Source organism: Nitrosomonas sp. HPC101, assembly GCF_009833125.1.
Lineage (GTDB): Bacteria > Pseudomonadota > Gammaproteobacteria > Burkholderiales > Nitrosomonadaceae > Nitrosomonas.
Genome location: NZ_QRCC01000008.1, coordinates 97364 through 116312, shown reverse-complemented (window position 1 = coordinate 116312; position 18949 = coordinate 97364). Strand labels below are relative to the sequence as shown.

Annotated in this window: 17 protein-coding genes; 5 read left to right on the top strand and 12 right to left on the bottom strand. The window is 50.7% G+C overall.

Annotation, left to right across the window (positions count from 1 at the left end):
- Nucleotides 1-45: 45 nt before the first annotated feature.
- The gene (locus ABO04_RS05635) at nt 46-792 is read right to left on the bottom strand and encodes a PEP-CTERM sorting domain-containing protein (RefSeq protein ID WP_160809713.1); all 747 of its coding nucleotides are present in this window, start codon (nt 790-792) and stop codon (nt 46-48) included.
- 398 nt (nt 793-1190) lie between these two features.
- Between ABO04_RS05635 and ABO04_RS05630 the strand changes: the two genes are divergently transcribed.
- Entirely contained in the window at nt 1191-1379 is a 189-nt protein-coding gene (locus ABO04_RS05630) for a 4-oxalocrotonate tautomerase family protein (RefSeq protein WP_160809712.1), read from the top strand.
- A gap of 15 nt (nt 1380-1394) precedes the next feature.
- Nucleotides 1395-3209 carry an excinuclease ABC subunit UvrC gene (gene uvrC, locus ABO04_RS05625; protein WP_160809711.1) on the top strand — a complete coding sequence of 605 codons (1815 nt, stop codon included), beginning with the start codon at nt 1395-1397 and terminating at the stop codon, nt 3207-3209.
- A 7-nt stretch (nt 3210-3216) separates the two neighbouring features.
- On the opposite strand, the gene ABO04_RS05620 is transcribed toward uvrC, so the two are convergent.
- Nucleotides 3217-3993, bottom strand: a complete 777-nt coding sequence (locus ABO04_RS05620) for a M90 family metallopeptidase (RefSeq protein ID WP_160809710.1) — start codon at nt 3991-3993, stop codon at nt 3217-3219.
- A 257-nt stretch (nt 3994-4250) separates the two neighbouring features.
- Between ABO04_RS05620 and ABO04_RS05615 the strand changes: the two genes are divergently transcribed.
- Nucleotides 4251-6455 (top strand): TonB-dependent receptor, encoded by a 2205-nt coding sequence (locus tag ABO04_RS05615; protein WP_160809839.1) that lies wholly within the window; start codon nt 4251-4253, stop codon nt 6453-6455.
- A 530-nt stretch (nt 6456-6985) separates the two neighbouring features.
- Complete coding sequence (locus ABO04_RS05610) at nt 6986-7525, top strand: DUF924 family protein (protein WP_160809709.1); 540 nt, start codon at nt 6986-6988, stop codon at nt 7523-7525.
- A 42-nt stretch (nt 7526-7567) separates the two neighbouring features.
- On the opposite strand, the gene ABO04_RS05605 is transcribed toward ABO04_RS05610, so the two are convergent.
- The 7 genes from ABO04_RS05605 to ABO04_RS05575 all read right to left on the bottom strand — a co-directional run bounded on the left by ABO04_RS05605 (nt 7568) and on the right by ABO04_RS05575 (nt 14147).
- Nucleotides 7568-8002 carry a glycine zipper family protein gene (locus tag ABO04_RS05605; RefSeq protein WP_160809708.1) on the bottom strand — a complete coding sequence of 145 codons (435 nt, stop codon included), beginning with the start codon at nt 8000-8002 and terminating at the stop codon, nt 7568-7570.
- A 76-nt stretch (nt 8003-8078) separates the two neighbouring features.
- Nucleotides 8079-10295, bottom strand: coding sequence for a M1 family aminopeptidase (locus tag ABO04_RS05600; protein WP_240141435.1), 2217 nt, complete (start codon nt 10293-10295; stop codon nt 8079-8081).
- A 321-nt stretch (nt 10296-10616) separates the two neighbouring features.
- Complete coding sequence (locus ABO04_RS05595) at nt 10617-11294, bottom strand: DUF1826 domain-containing protein (RefSeq protein WP_160809707.1); 678 nt, start codon at nt 11292-11294, stop codon at nt 10617-10619.
- 45 nt (nt 11295-11339) lie between these two features.
- Entirely contained in the window at nt 11340-11753 is a 414-nt protein-coding gene (dksA, locus tag ABO04_RS05590) for an RNA polymerase-binding protein DksA (protein ID WP_160809706.1), read from the bottom strand.
- Nucleotides 11750-11992 carry a hypothetical protein gene (locus ABO04_RS05585; RefSeq protein ID WP_164504276.1) on the bottom strand — a complete coding sequence of 81 codons (243 nt, stop codon included), beginning with the start codon at nt 11990-11992 and terminating at the stop codon, nt 11750-11752. Before ABO04_RS05585 ends, dksA begins: the two co-directional genes overlap by 4 nt.
- On the bottom strand, nt 11989-13242 hold the full coding sequence (locus ABO04_RS05580; protein ID WP_160809705.1) for a GTP-binding protein: 1254 nt from the start codon (nt 13240-13242) through the stop codon (nt 11989-11991). Before ABO04_RS05580 ends, ABO04_RS05585 begins: the two co-directional genes overlap by 4 nt.
- Before the next feature lie 56 nt (nt 13243-13298).
- Nucleotides 13299-14147 carry an all3515 family Zur-repressed PEP-CTERM protein gene (locus ABO04_RS05575; protein WP_160809704.1) on the bottom strand — a complete coding sequence of 283 codons (849 nt, stop codon included), beginning with the start codon at nt 14145-14147 and terminating at the stop codon, nt 13299-13301.
- 233 nt (nt 14148-14380) lie between these two features.
- Between ABO04_RS05575 and ABO04_RS05570 the strand changes: the two genes are divergently transcribed.
- Nucleotides 14381-14749: a transcriptional repressor gene (locus ABO04_RS05570; RefSeq protein ID WP_160809703.1), complete on the top strand. Its 369-nt coding sequence runs from the start codon at nt 14381-14383 to the stop codon at nt 14747-14749.
- 234 nt (nt 14750-14983) lie between these two features.
- Here ABO04_RS05570 and ABO04_RS05565 read toward each other — a convergent pair whose 3' ends face one another.
- The 3 genes from ABO04_RS05565 to argH all read right to left on the bottom strand — a co-directional run bounded on the left by ABO04_RS05565 (nt 14984) and on the right by argH (nt 18921).
- Nucleotides 14984-16462: a dynamin family protein gene (locus ABO04_RS05565; RefSeq protein ID WP_160809702.1), complete on the bottom strand. Its 1479-nt coding sequence runs from the start codon at nt 16460-16462 to the stop codon at nt 14984-14986.
- Nucleotides 16463-16622: 160 nt separating this feature from the next.
- Nucleotides 16623-17528: a fructosamine kinase family protein gene (locus tag ABO04_RS05560; protein ID WP_160809701.1), complete on the bottom strand. Its 906-nt coding sequence runs from the start codon at nt 17526-17528 to the stop codon at nt 16623-16625.
- A 7-nt stretch (nt 17529-17535) separates the two neighbouring features.
- Nucleotides 17536-18921 carry an argininosuccinate lyase gene (gene argH, locus ABO04_RS05555; RefSeq protein ID WP_160809700.1) on the bottom strand — a complete coding sequence of 462 codons (1386 nt, stop codon included), beginning with the start codon at nt 18919-18921 and terminating at the stop codon, nt 17536-17538.
- Nucleotides 18922-18949: the final 28 nt, after the last annotated feature.

Sequence of the window (18949 nt, the reverse complement as noted above, 5' to 3'; positions counted from 1 at the left end):
TTAAGACCATTTTCTCTTAACTGGAGTATCCGGTTTTCATGTAGTTCAGGCAGGCAAAGCTGCGGAGATTTTGCGTCTTTGTATTGTGCCCATTCCTAAAATTCCCAGACCAATCAGCGCGATTGTTGCTGGCTCTGGTACCGCACTGAGTGCTACGTTAAGTGAGAAATTGACAGGATTGGCTGGAAGCGACCGGCCCAGTGATGCAAGTGAAAATCCATTCAGATCATCTGTAGACCAGGCCATGAATTCGCCTGTAGCACTGGCCGGTGTAGATCCGGGGCCAGGCGTAAGATCGGTCAGTGTGTAACTCCAAAATACTTCAGCCGGTGTTCCTGCTGGTGGTGGCAATACTGCTGAAAAAGAACCGTTTTGCTGGGCCATTACAGCGGTAACAAATTCAAACGCTGTATTCCATAACGGGTCAGATTGCAGATCGCCCAGCGAGGCAAACGATTTTGATCGTGTGTCATCAAATGAAATGGCTGGGCCACCAGGAACCTCTGCATGCAGAGAAACTGAGGCCAGATAGGTATAGGCTAACGGATTACTGATTCCGGAGAGGGTATTACCAAATTGAAATGATCCGGTGGCGTATTCTTTTACTCCGTCAGCTTTTAAGGCATCGCTTATTCCGCAGCCTGTCGCGCCAGTAGCGCCATAGGAAAAACAACCACCGGTTATGTCCAGTACCATCGAACCAGCTACACCCGCATAAGCAGAGCTCGTTGACAAACCCAGGACGATTCCGGCCACGACAGTGCCATACCTGATTCCAGACTTCAAGTTCATATTTGCAACCTCCTTTTTTGACAGTGAATTGTTGATGATACTGATAAAACTCTGAAAGTAGTCTTTTACCATGCTGATGGAATTCTTCTAGTTATGACATTTAGTTATTGTTTATATCACAAAGTGAATCTGATTGATACACCTCTTGAAGATATCGGACTGACTTATCCAAAGGCATCCTATATTATTGATTTTATGTGAAAGTTTTATGAAATTCAGGCTGACAAGCACCGCTCCAGGTAAAAGCGACACAATAATTGTTCGCCACAATGAAGGGAAGGCACATCAACCCTTGCTGCACACATGGATTTGAACAACGTCATGCCTTATGAAATACTCATCATCCGTTCCAATGATCTGTAAACAACGCTGAAATTTCTTGCACAGGAGAATCAAAAATGCCTTACGTCAATATCCGTCTGGCCGGCACATTAACCCGCGAACAGAAACAGCAGCTCGCCACTGAAATCACTGATGCGCTTGAACGTATCGCGCATAAACCTAAATCCTACGTTTATATTGCGTTTGACGAGCTGCCGCATGAAAGCTGGGCGATTGGCGGCAAATTACTTGGTGAGAATAAATAATGGAGTCAGGCTGTCTTGTCAGAATCCGCATTTGACGGAAAAGCATTTGTTCTGACCCTGCCCGCCCAGCCAGGTGTGTATCGCATGCTGAATGCAGCAGGCGACGTGATTTATGTGGGGAAAGCGATCGATCTGAAAAAAAGGGTCGCGTCTTACTTCCAGAAATCCAATCTGTCGCCTCGCATTCTGCTGATGGTATCGCAGATTGCGGGGATCGAAACTACAGTCACCCGTTCCGAAGCAGAAGCACTGCTGCTGGAAAACAATCTGATCAAGAGCCTTGCGCCACGCTACAACATCCTGTTCCGGGACGATAAATCCTATCCGTATCTGCTGCTGACCCGGCATACTTTTTCCCGGCTCGCGTTTTATCGTGGTGCATTGGATGACCGCCATCAGTATTTCGGCCCGTTCCCGAATGCAGGGGTCGTCAAATCCAGTATCCAGTTACTGCAGAAAGTGTTTCGCCTGCGTACCTGTGAAAACTCGGTATTCAATCACCGCACACGACCGTGCCTGCTGTATCAGATCAAACGCTGCAGCGGACCCTGTGTCGGGCTGATCTCGCCAGAAGCGTATCAGCAGGATGTAAACAGTGCGGCTCTATTTCTGCAAGGCAAGCAGGATGAAGTACTGAAAACAATCGAACAGAAAATGTTCGCCGCATCCGATCAGCAGGATTATGAACAGGCTGCACAGTTACGCGATCAGATGCAGGCGTTGCGCAAAATTCAGGAAAAACAGTTTGTCGACAGCGGCAAGGCGCTGGATGCGGATGTGATCGCCTGTGCAATTGAAACGGACAGCCGCGCCGCTGCCGTCAATCTGGTCATGATCCGCAGTGGCCGTCACCTGGGTGACAAAACCTTCTTTCCACAGAACGCTCATGAAGAGAATATCAGCACAGTGCTAGAGGCATTCGTCACGCAGCATTATTTGGGCCGTAGCGTTCCTCCCCTGATCATTCTCGGCCAGAAAATTCGCGTTACACTGCTGCAAAAACTGTTATCCGATCAGGCCGGGCACAAAGTCACCCTGACGATCCACCCGATCGGAGAACGGCGCAAATGGCTGGACATGGCAGCCGAAAATGCACAACTGGCACTGCAGCAGAAACTGATTCAACAGGCCAATCAGGAGGACAGATTGCAAGCTTTGCAGGAAGCATTGAATCTGCCCGGTCTGGGGCGTATTGAATGTTTCGACATCAGCCACACCATGGGAGAAGCCACGATTGCCTCCTGCGTAGTATATGACCGCTTTGCCATGCGCAATGGTGAATATCGCCGCTACAATATTACCGATATCACACCTGGGGATGACTATGTCGCGATGCGTGACGTACTACAGCGGCGCTATGCAAAAATTGCCATGGAGGAAGGAAAGTTGCCTGATCTGATTCTGATCGATGGCGGCAAGGGACAAATCAGAGTTGCCCGTGAAGTCATGATCGAACTGGGGCTCAATGATATTCCGCTGGTAGGCGTAGCTAAAGGAGAAACACGCAAACCTGGTCTGGAGCAGTTGATTCTCCCCTGGCAGGAAGAAGCACTGCATCTGCCGGACGACCACCCTGCTCTGCACCTCATCCAGCAAATCCGCGATGAAGCACATCGCTTTGCCATCCAGGGACATCGGGCAAAACGCGCCAAAACCCGCAAAACCTCTTCTCTTGAACAGATTGCTGGCATTGGTGCAAAACGCCGCCAGAGTTTGCTTACGCGCTTCGGCGGCCTCAAAGGCGTAAAAACCGCCAGCATCGAGGAATTACAACAGACCGAAGGCATCAGCCGGTCACTGGCAGAAAAAATCTACCGGGAACTCCGCTGACAGAAACTTAAGCTCCAGCAATCCATCTTGCCGCCGGATCCTGACAATAAAACCGGGCCAGTTGCTGGTACATATCGGGAAAATGCTGTTTGATCAGACACGGTCTGGTGAAAAAGACTTCACTGGATACAGCAAAGAATTCCGCAGGATCTTCTGCCGCATAGGGATTCATCGCAGTGACTTCACCCTGCTCCACCTGCCTGCAGAAAATTTCATACGCCCGACTGAAAACAGCTGCCCATATCCGCCGATCCATATCGCCGTGCAGTGGCGGATACCCATCGGCAGAACCATTCAGCATATCCAGCTTATGCGCAAATTCGTGTATCACCACGTTGTATCCGGATTCGCAGCGAATATCTACCACATCTTCCCACGACAGGATGACTGGTCCGGCCTGCCAGGATTCACCCGAGGCCACCACTCGTCTGGTATGAACGACGCCGGTTTCATCAGTATAAGTATGATCAAGCACAAATTTACCGGGATAAACGATCACCTCTACCCAATTATCATAATATTCCGGATCCAGTTTCAGAATCAGCAGACAAGCCTGTACCGCAATCATCGCACGCATTGCCTCTGTCACGACCAGCCCCTGCACACCATTTATTTTCTTGTTATACAAAAAAATGGTGCTCCATTCCCGCAACAGCCTGAATTCATCCCGGGTCAATCCACGCAGAAAAGGCAGTTGATCCACTACGGACCGCCAGATAGATTCCGGAATCGATTCACGTCCGAGAATCCAGCGTCGTCGCCATTTTTCCGGATACCAGATCATAAATCGACAAGGTTTTCGATAGCAGTCAACATAAAATTATTACCATTTCTCCCAGTGTACCAGTGGCTCTAATGAGGATTGGAGATTCAGCATACGCTGTTGTTTTCACTCTCGTATTTTAATTTTTACACGAGAATAATTCTCGATTACAATGTGCTGATCTTTAGGCAGTAACCCTATAGAACCGTGTCAGCCAGCATTTGCCAGCCAGTGCATATTAAGAAAACAAGAAAAAGGAAAACACTGTGTTGCGCAAAATGGATTTTATTTCCCCCTCCTCGCGCGTCTGCGCGAGCATGTTCCCCAAATCGCCAAATTTTGCCATGTGTATGATCTTCGCAGGCCTGCTGACTGTGGAATTCAATCCTGTTCATGCGCAAACTGCGCTAAAGGAAAAACAAGAAGGTGCCGCCGGCGATGTCACGACACTTCCTGAGATGAAAATCAGCGCAGAACGGCCTGATGAGCTTCCACAATCCTATGCCGGCGGACAAGTTGCGCGCGGCGGACGGCTCGGCGTGCTCGGCAATATGGATCTCATGAAGGCTCCTTTCAGCATCAGCAGCTATACCTCGCAGATGATACAGAACCAGCACGCCATCACGGCGGCTGACCTCTTGACCCGAGATCCCTCAGTCCGTTCTACCGGTCAGAGGGGTGGTGTCGTCGATTCTTTCTATATTCGTGGCTTTCCAATCGGCGAAGGCAACGTAGGGGAGTCCGCCTTCGACGGGCAGTATGGCGTGGCCCCCAATTATCGCGTATTCACGGAATACGCTGAGCGCATCGAGGTGCTCAAGGGGCCTGCTGCACTGCTGTATGGGATATCCCCGAACAGCGGAGTTGGCGGCGTCATCAATATTGTTCCGAAGCGTGCCTCGGCCGACCTGACCCGGCTCACGGGCAACTATTTATCAGGCACGCAGGGAGGCGGACACCTCGATATCGCCCGGCGCTTCGGTGCGGATCGCCAGTTCGGTATCCGGCTTAACGGCAGTCATCATCAGGGCGATACGCTCCTGGACAATCAGTTCCGCCAGGCGGATATCGCTTCCGTGGCGCTCGACTATCAGGGCGAGCGGTTTCGGGCAACACTTGATACCTTCGGCCAGTATGAATGGTTCAAGGCCCCGTCACGCCCATTCCTGGTGACTGCCGGTGTTGCGATGCCGTCGGCACCCAATGGCCGGCGCAACGTCACTCAACCTTGGGGCTGGTCGAAAATCAAGGATGCGGGACTCCTGCTTAAAGGCGAATACGATCTGTCCGACGCGCTGACATTGTTCGCCAGTGTCGGTGGTACTCACGCCTGGGTGGATCGGCTATCGGATCAGACGCCAACGATCCGGAATGTCGCCGGCGATACCAGGTCAGTACCGATGTTTTTCAGGTTTGGTGTCGGTCGCTCCAGCGCAGATGGCGGATTGCGCGCCCGATTCAATACCGGCCCTATTCACCACAACGTGACGCTTCAAGGTACCGGTTATCGCGATCGTCTGGAGCGAGGCTCCACCACTGGCACGGCGGTGTTGTCGAACATGTATTCCCCGATTGACCGTCCCGACCAAGCTCTGGCCACGCCTGACCTGATGAAAGTCTCGGAGACCGAATTCTACGGAGGCGCATTAACCGATATCGTATCCATAGCTGACGAGCGTGTATTGCTCACCCTGGGTGTACGCTTCCAACAAATCAGATCGGACAATTTCAGCTCAACAGGCGCCGTCACGTCCACCTACGACAAGGGAGCGATCAAGCCACTGGTGGGTTTGGTCGTCCGGCCCTGGAAAAACATCTCGATCTACGCCAACCGCATGGAAGGGCTTAGCAAGGGTGATATTGCTCCTCAGATCGCAATCAATGCCGGCCACGCTCTCGCACCCTACAAAACTGAACAACTTGAGGCCGGTGTCAAGGTTGATTACGGCCGTCTGATCACCACGCTGAGCTTCTTCCAGATCAAGCGGCCCAGTCCTCTGCTCACTGACAATGTCTTTTCCCTTAGTGGCGAGCAGCGCAATCAAGGTGTAGAACTCGCCATGTTCGGTGAACCCGTATCAGGTATCCGGCTGTTGGGTGGCGTAACATTGATAGATGGCGAGTTGACAAAAACCAGTAGCGCTGCCACGCGAGGCAATAAGCCAGTCGGGGTACCAGTATTGCAAGCCAATATGGGTGCCGAGTGGGACATGCCGTGGCTGCCAGGGTTCACCTTGACCGGTAATCTTGTCCACACCGGCAAGCGATATATCAACCAGACCAATACGCAGAGCGTGCCTTCCTGGACGACATTTGATTTTGGTGCTCGCTACAGCACTAAGGTGCTTGGAAAATCCACCAGTATCCGCGCCAATCTGCTTAATGCTTTCGATCGTAATTACTGGGCGGGCGTGGCTTCTTTCGGCACTTTATCAGTCGGCACGCCGCGCACTGTGCTGGTGTCGGCTACGATCGACTTCTGAGTTGAGCAGGGAACGCATTTTCTATTGATGGAGGGCCAGGCGGAGTGTGTACGTGTTCGTCTCCATTGCAGGTTGAAGCACTGCAGATATCCTCTATTGGGCACCCCGAACGCTTCTGGAATTGGTAGATCGCTCTGAATCTTCCCTCCATGTCATTTTGGAGTGGTTCTGGAAAGCGGTAAAGTACTGGTGTGTCACCTGCATGCCTTTGACGATGGTCAGCAACTGCACCAAACGCTGGCTTCGACTGGTACAACCGGGAATAGCTTCATGCCACCTTCAGATTCCGGCTATCAGGACGTAGAAAAAAGCCCTAAGATACGGATAAGGCTATTGAGTGGGTGATTGCCATGCGTCTTGGTCAGTACCGTCAACTGCCCGATTTTAAAATGGGAGCCCCCCGAAAAACAGCAAGAAGCAGGATAAAATTATTCAAAAATAATCAGATTTCCACTCAATTGGAAATATTGAGTGGAAACTGTAAAAAAATTTATTAAAGAACACTATTTGTTCAGTATTTCCATAACAATATGAAAACAATAACGTACACGGAAGTTCTCTCATTCTGGTTTCACGAAAGCGAGGAAAGACTCTGGTTTTCAGCCAACACCCATTTCGATGAACTTATCCGTCAACGTTTTTCCGCTTTGATCCAACAGGCTGCCGCTGCAGAACTGTTTTCATGGCGAGCTACTGCAGAAGGCCGTCTTGCTGAAATCATTGTACTGGACCAATTTTCCCGTAATATATATCGCAATACATCTCAGGCATTTGCGCAGGATTCCATGGCGCTGGTGCTCGCTCAGGAAGCGGTCGTATCCGGAGCATTGCAGTCATTGAATCAGAAACAACGAGGTTTCCTGCTGCTTCCTTACATGCACAGCGAATCAAGGCAGATACATATCACGGCAGAAGTACTCCACAAGGATTTTGCTTCTGCGAGAAGCTACGGGCATGAGTTACGGCACAAAGCCATCGTTGATCATTTTGGCCGCTACCCGCACAGAAACACAATTTTGGGCCGCATCTCCACATCGGAGGAACAGGAATTTCTGAAACGATCAAAATGACACTTCTTGTCAATGAAATGAAAATTGACGATTCATCTGAACTTACTGCCAGCCAGTCACCTCGTAGCCTTTTTCACGCAAACAGCGGTTTACAAAATTCGTATAAGCTGCTGCAGGCCGTGAAGTGCCGGAACCAAGCATACTTGATAATAATCCCCAGCTGGCACCACTGGCAGCACCAACCATAGCGCCACGCCCGGCAGAACCGGCAATGGCTCCACCCACGGCACCACTGGCTGCACCGGCACCCGCTCCAATGGCTGTTCTCCTTGCTGTATTTTCAGCGCTTCCACTTCCTTCTCTTGCCCCGGATGATTCAGCCAGTTGTCTGCATTCTCTAATATCCCGGTCTGCGATTGTTCTCCCGACAGATTGATAGTGAGCATTTGGATACAAAACGGGCTGATAGCTCGCACAGGCAGACAATCCTGATAGCACTATCCCGATTCCCACTATTCTTCCTGATTTGCTGATCATCGTATTCTCTCCCACTTTGGCATTATAGAATTTTCACTTTGAACTGACTGTCTTGCTAACGCTTCTCCGAGATTCCCTAAAAAAGAAGTGGCAGCTCCGCCAATGCCGGACGCGGCGCCAGTGTGCCAACATGGCTGGAAGCAAACGAGATATCGTCCTTCTGCATGATCAGTCGTGTCAGCGGTGAGCGGGTAATCGGCCACTGACCCTTATAGACATTATTCAGCTCGTTTCCCTCAAATACCAGATAGCTGTATTTGCGGTAATGCGGCAATTTTCTGGCCAGTTCCGCAATTGCTGCGGGTTGATCGGCAGCTACCCACAGCAGAGTCAAATCTGGATTAGCGGGCTGGCGGGCTGTCAACACAATGGCATGTTTGTCCTGTTGCCAGGTTTGCCCGCCCAGTTGCAACTTACCCTCCTTTCTGGCAACACCATGCTCCGCCAAAGTATTGGTTACCTGATTGCTGAATTTGTTCTGCCAACCCAGAATCCAGATCGTACGATCAGCGGGCAGCGCTTCCAGCTGATCATCCCGGACAATCTCCAGTAAACCGGTTTGCGTTTTCTGCCAGTTGGCAGCCAGTGCCTGATAGGCCTGCAAGTTCTCCCTGCTGGCATCAGCAGGTAATATCAACAAAGGATTTTCCGCACCCAATCCTTGTGACAAGGCAGAAGGAATTTCACGACTGTCCAGACGCCGAAATACATCGAACTGAGGATCAATATCAATGCGCACCGGGCGTGCCGGAAAGTCCATTTCGATGATGTTATCTGCCTGACCAATTCTGATCTGCTTCTGCCGAGCGGCCGCCTCTCCTTCCAGATGAACTGCAATCGGCACGCTCAATTGATAAGGCGTACCCGGCTGAGTCTGTCTGATAACAATCCTGAGCCGATAACCCTGATCCTGAGGTTCGGCCTGTGCGCTTTCCAGTAATAGATCAGGTGCGCCAGTCTGGTATACCCATTGCTGAAAAAACAAGGAAAAATCCCGGCCGGTCTGAGTATTGAAAGTCGCCAGCAAATCTTCAAAAGCGGCTTCCTTGAATTGATATTGCTGGTAGAAAGCACGCAGCACCCGAACAAAATCCTGATCACCCAGCTCCTGCCGCAACATATGAAACATCATCATGGTTTTGCCATAGCCGATTGCCTCCGTACTGGGACTGTGACGGGATGTAAACCGGGCAATCGGGAAATCCTTCTCTCTATTCACAAAATCAGTATATTTTTGCAGTACATCGCGGCGATATTCTTCTCCCTTACCATCCTGCTCACTGACAAGATGATCGGCCAGGTAAGCTGTCAACCCTTCTGACCAATTACCCTTGCTGTAATCGACAAAAACACCATTACCCCAATAATTATGCAGAATTTCATGAGGATAGGAAGTATGCAGAATAAAAGGGAAACGCACGACTCTTGGCCCCAGCAAGGTAAACGAAGGCATGCCATAACCGGTCTCCCAGAAATTTTCCACCAGAGCAAACTTCGCATAAGGATAAGGTCCGATCAGCTCACTATACATGGCGATGTACTGCCCGGTAGCATCCAGATATTTCTGTGCCAGCCCTTCATCCGGGCTGCGCAGGTAAACATAAGCTTCCACTGGTCCGGCTGATTGCTGGTAGCGCTGATAGCGTCCAGCTACCAGATAAATATCATCCTGTGGATGGTTTTCCTCCCAGATAACACATCGGATCGTTTTTGTAGTCTGTTCCTGTATCAATCTGCCCTGACTGACAACATCCCAATCGGCTGGCAGTTGCACATCCAAATGAAAAGACACCATGCCCGCATCAAACCGTGGATACCAGGCGGTGGAGCGGGCAAGAAACACCCCTTCCTTTGAAATTAACCCGGGCGAGTAACTGAAGCTGCGTGCATATTCCAGACTGGGATCGCGCACTGCATGGTGAATCTGTCCACTGAAAGTGAGCGAAAAAGATGTCTGTCCTGCAGATAATGTGACGACGTACCGTTTGAGTGGTACCAGGCCAACATGATCAGCAGCAACTTCCGCTGTCTGGGTAACAATATCCGTTCCTTCATCCGCCGTAACCGACAAACCGGCATGCAAACTGAATTCCAGGCGGGTAACCGCTGTTTGATTGAGTGCATTCCCTGGAATCTGGATGCGATCCTTTACCTGGATTTCAGAAGTATCGGGCGATAACGTGATCTCCATCCGGTGATGGAATGTTTGATCATCGGCCCATACAGGGACGCTACACAGCGAACTGACCACAATAAGGCAACACAGGGTAAAAAAACGGGTTAGAAGTGTCATGACTGATTAAAAATTACCGGAAATTAGTTGGATAACGGATCAGCTTGTCTGAGCTTGTTCGACAATTTCTCTACCCTTAGTGCCCTTGCAGAAGATGATTTCCTTACTTCTTTGCCAGGAGAAGGCAGTACAGTCGCGAGATGAAACTGATAAGATTCATTTTAGAAATGAGGCACCATCCCGCCGCAGATATAATATATCAGATGAAGTACGGATATTGTCCGAACCACACTTACCCAGTCACCTGAAAGTATGGGAAGGAATCACCTGAGGAAACATCTCTGATTCCGGAAAACTTGCGAACATACCACAACAGGAAGGTCAGGATGCAGTATCCCAAAGAGCATCTATCACAAGCAGGATACGAGGATTATCCGAAGGCATAACAGCAGGGGAGCGGTGTATTGCTCCTTGTCCAGCATTGCCCTGCCACAGTGTACCTTTGAGCAGCACTACATCGAAGCAGGAGGCAGCTTCTATTGATGTTTCATCCGTGGCAAACAGTCCTGATTCGGTATCAGGTAGTCCATTGGCTCCGGAACCGAGCTTGGTGCGATCGGCTTGTATGTCATCATCGATCCATTCTGTACCTGGACCCCGGTAGGTGCAGACCATACGTATTCCGGTACGATCCACGTGAAAGCGCGGGCACATGGCACCGTGCAATACCTCCAGACGCAGACCTATCGTAGAGCATCCCAGCAGATCGTGATAGAGGATTGAAAGTTGATGAATATCATCGGCAAGAGTATTGCGGCCCGATCCATCCGGGAGGTGAATCGGGTCGAGTTGCTGGTTTGCCTTGAGGCAGGTGCGGAAACCGCTGCTCAACAGGCCCTTTGTCGTGACTTGCCGCAAGTAGGTGGTAATAGCAAGATCTGCGCATCGTTGCCAGCGAACGACCTGGGTGCCAGCATCAAAGATCCGCAGCAGTTCTGCGGGGTGTTGCGCTACCCGGCTGTATGGCTGAAGGGTGAAAGTAACGGGAAATAACGACATTTATAACCGATTGTCGGAGAGAGCGTTCTTTGATGGAAAAGGAGTTCAGGAGCGATGGTTGCGTTCTATCAGCTCGTGACGTTCCTGTGCTTCGATGCAGAGAGTAGCAACGGGTCTCGCCAGCAGGCGAGGAATACCGATGGGCTCACCCGTCTCTACACACCAGCCATAGTTATCGTTTTCGATACGTTGCAATGCTTCATCGATCTTGCCGAGCAGCTTGCGCTCACGGTTTCTCACACGCAGCTCGAGAGAAAGTTTCTCTTCCATGCTTGCCCGATCACTGGGGTCCGGTGCAGTATTGACGCCGCGTATTTCCTCCAGTGTGTTGCGGGTATTTTCCAGCAGAGCACTCCGTTCCTGTTCGAGTCGCTGCCGGAAAAATGCCAGTTGCGCGGGTGACATGTACTCGCCGGGTGGCACGAGATCTTCAGGTATCTTCTCGGGTTGGTTTTTCATGATATGGATGAAGTTGTGCGGACAGACTGCGTATCGTTCAGCGCATGCTCGAACCAATGGATGATTCGTTGCCGATGCACCTCGCCGTAGTGTCGTACGAATCGCTGTGTTTCCTCATGCTGTGATTTACGCAGTATCGTCAGCCGGGCCGTTATGAATTCAGAGGTCAGGGCAATGCCGCAGTCGTGCTGAATGCAATATTGCCATTCTTCGAACGTTTCCGGGATGATCGCGCTCATGACAATTCCAGCTCTTCCGTCAGAGATGCCACGGACCACTCGGGAAAATCATCAGGCAGAGTGCGCCAGTAAGTCGGGCCTCGAGAAATTTCAACCGGGGTCAGCTTACAGGCGGAAAAAGCTGCTTCGATCGCGAGTCGGTCCCATTCCCGATGGCGTCCGATAAAAACAACCTCATTGATACGATCTCCATAGGGTTTGTACCAGTTCTGTTCGATCAAGGTACGCTCCTGACTGCCTTGAGCAGGCCACTGATCCTGGGGTACGGCCGCCCACCACTGCCCCACCGGCTCTACTGAAACAGTGGGGCCGGAACGGGAATAAGAAATTGCCCATTCGGGGCGACTGGCTAACCAAAGATAACCTTTAGCCCGCAAAACACCCGTCAACGGCATATCGAGGAAAGTTGCGAGGCGCCGGGGGTGGAGAGGCTCGTGTGTGCGCAGAATGAAACTGTCAATGCCATATTCTTCGGTTTCAGGGGTGTGCTCACCCGCCAGTTCCCGAGCCCAGCCCGCCATTGTGCTGGCATGTTCCAGATCGAAACGGCCGGTATTCAATATTTTTTCAAGTGGGACTTGTCCATACTCGGCATGAACAATGTCTGCTGCAGGATTCAGCGCCTTGACAGTGCCGATGACGGTATCAAGTTTAGTCTGACTGACGCAATCGACTTTGCTGATGATGATTACATCTGCGAACTCGATCTGCTCGATCAGCAAACTGGCGAGAGTACGATCATCTTCATCACCTGCCACTTCACCGTGCTGTGCCAGCAGATCTTCACTTGATAAATGATCCAGCAGATTGACTGCATCTACGACCGTGACCATGGTATCGATGCGGGAAATATCGTTAAGCGAGCTACCATGTTCATCACGGAAATCGAATGTAGCCGCAACCGGCATCGGTTCACCAATACCGGTTGATTCGATCACGAGGTAGTCGAAGCGATCTTCCGATGCAAGTTCATGCACTGCTGTAAGAAGATCGCCGCGCAGAGTGCAGCAAATGCAGCCATTACTCATCTGTACCAGCTTTTCCTCGGTACGCGACAGGGCCGTGCCTGTATTCCTGGCACTGCGTTCGATCAGTGAGGCATCGATGTTGACTTCGCTCATGTCATTGACAATGACCGCGATGCGCAACCCGGCGCGGTTTGCCAGAATATGGTTAAGCAAGGTGGTTTTACCTGCACCCAGAAAGCCGGAGAGTACCGTTACTGGCAGGCGTTTATCTGCTATCGTCATAATGTGTTGTGGAAATACTGGAGTCTAAGGCGCTGTTTGTGCTGGATATTCATCGATCAGTAGCGCGTGAATCTGCGTTTGATCCAGGCCAGCAGGCACAACCCGGCGGCAAACAGCGTGTATGTCTTGGGTTCGGGAACGGCTGTTACGGAAAAGTCAAAGCTGAACAGACCGGAGCTCTGGAGGGATGAATTCGAGCTGTTATTCAACAATTCAAACGTAGCCGAATAGATGCCTGCTGCGGCGTTTGTATCAACCCAGTACACCGGTTTGAACTCAGAACTGTTGCCTGCCCCCAGTGCGATGACATCACTACTCTCGTAGAGATCGAGGATCGTTTCAGTTCCGATATGCAAACCTGGTGTATTGCTCACCAGCCGGAGGCCAATCTGTGCGCCATCGAGGGTACCTGACCAGCGATCGCTGCTGCTGTGGAAGAGTATATCTTCAGTACTGTCAGGCGCATGACCTGCCAGGGATTGAATGGACGCAATGCCAAGATAACTATATTCGGAACTGCCTACACTGGAGCGCAGCATTCCCGTGTACAGATCGTTACCTGCGGTGAGAAGTAAAGGTGATTCTCCGGAGCTGATTTCAGGAATGCGATTATTGGTGCTGATCGGTAATATCTCCGGTGCGTCGGGGAGTCCAGTATAGCTGTAAGTGCCAATTCCATGAAAATGATTGCCGTGGTCAAGCAGAAGGGTGAGACGGTTTGCATTGGGGTTAGGAAATCCGGTATAGATACCGGAGCTGATTGTGGTGAGTGCATCGTAACCAATATAGAAGCCAATGCCTTCATCATGCCGCGATGAGGCTAACACATCTAGAGAGACTGTGATCATCAGGCCTACCAGACTGAGGTTCACTGCTCTGGCGGCACGGAATAGCTTGAGGTGCATATACATTTCCCTTCTGCAATTATAAAATAGGCTTTCGCTGAGACCTCTGCCCTTGCTCGAATGAGCAGACGCCATAGCCGTGAAGCAGAACAAACGGCTATTGATAATAAGATATCAATAGCATTGCAGTCAAGATTCGAATACAAGACAAGCTATGTAAATTGGAAGAACGGACTGTAACTGAATAGATCCTTGCCAGAGCAGGTTGGGGCATCAATACCATTGAGGTGAATATGGAACGAAATACCCGACAACGTAACACGATATTGAACGTCATTTCGGAAGCGGGCCGACCCTTATCCACACAGGAGATACACGAAATGGGTCGGGCCGATGTGCCGTCACTTAGCGTTGCAACGGTCTACCGGACGTTGAAGGATCTGGTAGCAGCAGAATGGATACTACCGGTCAGGCTGCCCGGAGAAGCGGATCGCTATGAAATGGCCAAGCTGGATGATCATTACCATTTTAAGTGCAGCTCTTGCAATCGAGTATTTGACGTTCATGAGCGCATCAAGAAAAACAATCTCCTTGCTCCCCATGACTTCGTGGTCGAGAAATACGACCTGATTCTGTACGGGCAGTGCAGCGAGTGCAGATAGCTGACGCCTTGCACCTTATGTTTTACGGATGGAATGCAAGACGAGTGAGGCAGTGAATGGTTGGTCTCTTTACAAAGGGCTCAACACCGTAATTCATCCGCAAAACCAGTGTTCCAAAGGATTGCGGAAAAATCATGCGTTCGCTGTGTCGCGCTTCTTGCGTCTTGCGATCATCATGATTTTTCCTGTACGCGGCTCATGGAGCACTGGATCAGAGTCTCCTAAGCGTCTTATTTACGCTTGTTCTGCTGCCGGTTGCTCAATCTTTTCTGGCTCCTGATGGCCGGATGGATCGGTGAACCGATCGTTCAGCATCTGGATGTAATCATTGGCATCTTCCTTAACTTCGGCCAGGATACGTTGATTCGTTGTGTTCCAGCCTGCTGGCTTTTTCAGGAACATGGGACGATAACCCGCAGTGCTTTTATTGAAAGCACGAATGATCTGTTTGGAGCTGGTGTGATCGTGGCTGTGTTCAGCCGCAAGCTGCTTCAGGACACTGCGGGCAGCATTTTTGCGGACAGCAAAGTGGATATAGCTAAAGACACCCGCTAAAACAACAATAGACAGAATCGGAAATACACCTCCGGCAGAAATACCAGCGATGCAATCTTCAACAAGCTGCCAGCTTTCGGTTACTGTCAGTGCTGCGCCTGTCAATATTACCAGCAAGCCAAGTATGATGCCATCCAGCGTGAACACCTGATTTCTCCACCGATCAAGCGCAGCTTCAAGTTTACTGACAACCTGAGTTTCAATGATATTGGCCGTTTGTTCAAGCATGGCGGCAATCCGGTAAGAGCGTTCGATTTCGATTTGCTGCATGCGTGCACTGATATCTGCCAGATCTTCTTCGCGCTTTTGCTCGAAACGCTCCCGGACTTGCGGATCGTCGATAGGAACAGCCGCATCCTTATCGTAAATCCGATAGAAACGTCCAGCCAGCAATCCGGATTGCGCTAGTGAACGCTGCCAGGCGGAAATGACTTCCTCGGGATTGTCTTCTTTTGCAGTTACATCAATCTGATTGAGTATATACAAAAACTTGTTGGCATCCGGACGATGGATCGTGGCGGACACCAGGTATTCAAGCGTGTCTTTCATGGCACCGGGTTCCGGGTGACGCGCATCGAAAAAAACAAGTACCAGATCAGACAGATCAATGATGTGCTGAGTCAGACGCAGGGTGGAAGTACGCTGGTTGTCCGCATCAAATCCGGGAGAATCGATCAGGATTTTGCCGCGAATTTTTTCCGACGGACAGGTTTTGAGCTGAATATAGGCATCAATGCGCTGTGGCCCGGTCTCTGCGATTTCATCGATGTTATGGCTGATCTGATAAAAAGGAAAACGCGGATCAGCATCAAGTGCCACGCCCGGCAACGTCTTGACTTCATCGTGACGGCTGTAGCAGATCACCGTAAATTTGTCATCGACTGCCTGATTACCGGTACGCTGCAATGGCAGCTCCAGGTAGGAATTAATAAAAGTGGATTTTCCTGATGAGAAAGTACCCAGCACTGCAATCATAGGCCACCAGGTAACATAGGTGGCATATGACTCGTTCAGTTCCAGCAATCCGAGTGCCTGGGCAACACTGTCCAGTTTTCTGAAGCTGTGGACGGCCTTAGTCAGAACCGGATTATCCGGGTGTTCCTCTGCGAGATGTTTTTCCAGATTGGCAAGGTGCTTAAGAATATTGGTTGTGCTCATAGTTGATGATCCTTGTTTGGTTGGTGGGGGTTGATGTTGAAAAGCATGAGTTGGCGGCAGGTCCTTACTTGTTTTCTACTTTGCTGTCCAGATCAATTTTATTGCGACCGCAGCCACTTAACAAATGAATACACAGGTGAACCAATTCTATCCATCCATACTAACCGAGTTCGGACAGTAGTTTTTTCATAATCGTTTCTGCCTGACCCAAGTATTGTGATCCAAACAGGTTAAGGTGATTCAGGATATGGTAAAGATTATAGAGCTGCTTGCGAGCAGCATATCCTGCATCCACCTGCCAGATATCACGGTAGGCGGCATAAAAATCCGGCGGGAAGCCGCCAAACAGTTCTGTCATGGCCAGATCAGTCTCCCTGTCGCCGTAATAAACAGCAGGATCAAAGATGACAGGTTGCCCGTCCGGATCAAAAGCATAATTACCCCCCCATAAATCACCATGCAGCAGTGAAGGCGGCGGCGGGGTATCCGTAAAGAAATGCTGAAATTCGGACAGAAGACGTTCCCCCAATGATTGTAGTGAACCAGTGTAGCCATTTTTGCGAGCAAGGGCTAACTGATAGCCCAGCCGGTATTGCCGCCAGAAGGAAATCCAGTTACTGCTAACCGCATTTTTCTGAAGTGTCGAACCGATCGTATTATCACGTACCCAACCGAATGCTTCCGCGGTATGCCGATGCATGTTTGCCAACCCAATACCCAATGCAGCTGCATTTCCCCGATTGTGCAGATCAATGAATTCCAGTACCAGCCAGGCATGATCGGGATTACTTCCAAAGCAAAGCGGACGAGGGGCACGCAGGCTGGCAGAATCAAGTATTGCTTCCAGCCCTGCTGCCTCAGCCTCAAACATGGCCAGGCCGCTGGCTGCGTTCAGTTTGATGCAGTATCGCCGCTCGCAATCACGGATACAGAAAGTCTGGTTGATACAGCCCCCACCAATCGGGATAAGACTTTCCGGAATAAAGGGGGACCGGGTAAATTGCGAGATTTGTGCAACAATTGTTGTCCACAGAGGAGAAGCAGTCTGCAGAGATGTCCGCTTCATTCCCGGCTTAGTCTGGCAACTGTGAACGCGCCCGGCGGATCGCTTCGCGCACTTGTGCCGGCGCGGTACCACCGGGATGATTACGGCTTTGCAGAGAGCCTTCCAGGGTGAGTACCTCGAATACATCCTGTTCAATAGTTTCGGAAAATTGCCGTAAATCTGCCAGAGAAAGCGCACTCAGATCACATGCCTTGCTTTCCGCAAAGCGCACAGCCTGGGCGACTGCTTCGTGCGCATCACGAAATGGCATTCCTTTCTTGACCAGATAATCAGCCAGATCGGTAGCGGTTGCATAACCGTGCAGTGCCGCCTGGCGCATGGCTTCCGGGTTGACGTGCAGTCCAGCCAGCATGTCGGCGTAAATGGTCAAGGTATCCCTCAGGGTATCAACCGTATCGAACAAAGGCTCCTTATCTTCCTGATTATCCTTGTTGTAGGCCAACGGCTGGGATTTCATCAATGTCAGCAGCGCAACCAGATGACCGTTGATACGACCGGTTTTGCCACGTACCAGTTCAGGAACATCAGGATTTTTCTTTTGTGGCATGATGGACGAGCCAGTACAAAATCGGTCCGCAATACGGATGAAACCGAATGCCGGACTCATCCACAGAATCAGCTCTTCCGACAGGCGGGAGAGGTGCATCATGATAAGCGCGGCACTGGCGCAAAATTCAATTGCAAAATCGCGATCGGACACAGCGTCCAGCGAGTTGTGGCAAATACCTTCAAACCCCAGTTCACGCGCTACCTGTTCACGATCGATCGGATAGCTGGTACCCGCCAGGGCGGCTGCCCCTAATGGCAATTGATTGACCCGTTTCCTGCAATCCTGCAGGCGTTGTCCGTCACGCTGCAGCATTTCGTAATAGGCGAGCAGGTGATGTCCGAACGAAACCGGTTGCGCCACCTGTAAATGCGTAAACCCAGGCATGATCGTGGCAGCGTGCTGCTCTGCCAGGTTCAGCAATACATGCTGCAGGACATGAATAAGGCCGATGATTTCATCAATGGCAGCGCGCAGATAGAGCCGGATGTCGGTGGCCACCTGATCGTTGCGCGAGCGGGCAGTATGCAGTTTTTTACCGGCATCTCCGGTCAGTGCAGTCAAACGCCGTTCGATATTCAGATGGACATCTTCCTGTTCGAGTTGCCATTCAAACTCACTCTTGCGGATTTCTTCACGGATCTGTATCAGCCCTTTCTCAATGGCCTCCAGATCGGCAGATTGGATAATATTGGTGGCGGCCAGCATACGTGCATGTGCAAGTGATCCCTGAATATCGTACTCGGCCAGCCGGTAGTCGAATCCAACTGACGCAGTATAACGTTGCACCAATTGCGCAACCGGCTCGCTGAAACGACCTGACCAGGTCTTGTTATCTTTTTCCACGGAAATTTCTGTTGTTGGTTGAAAGCCC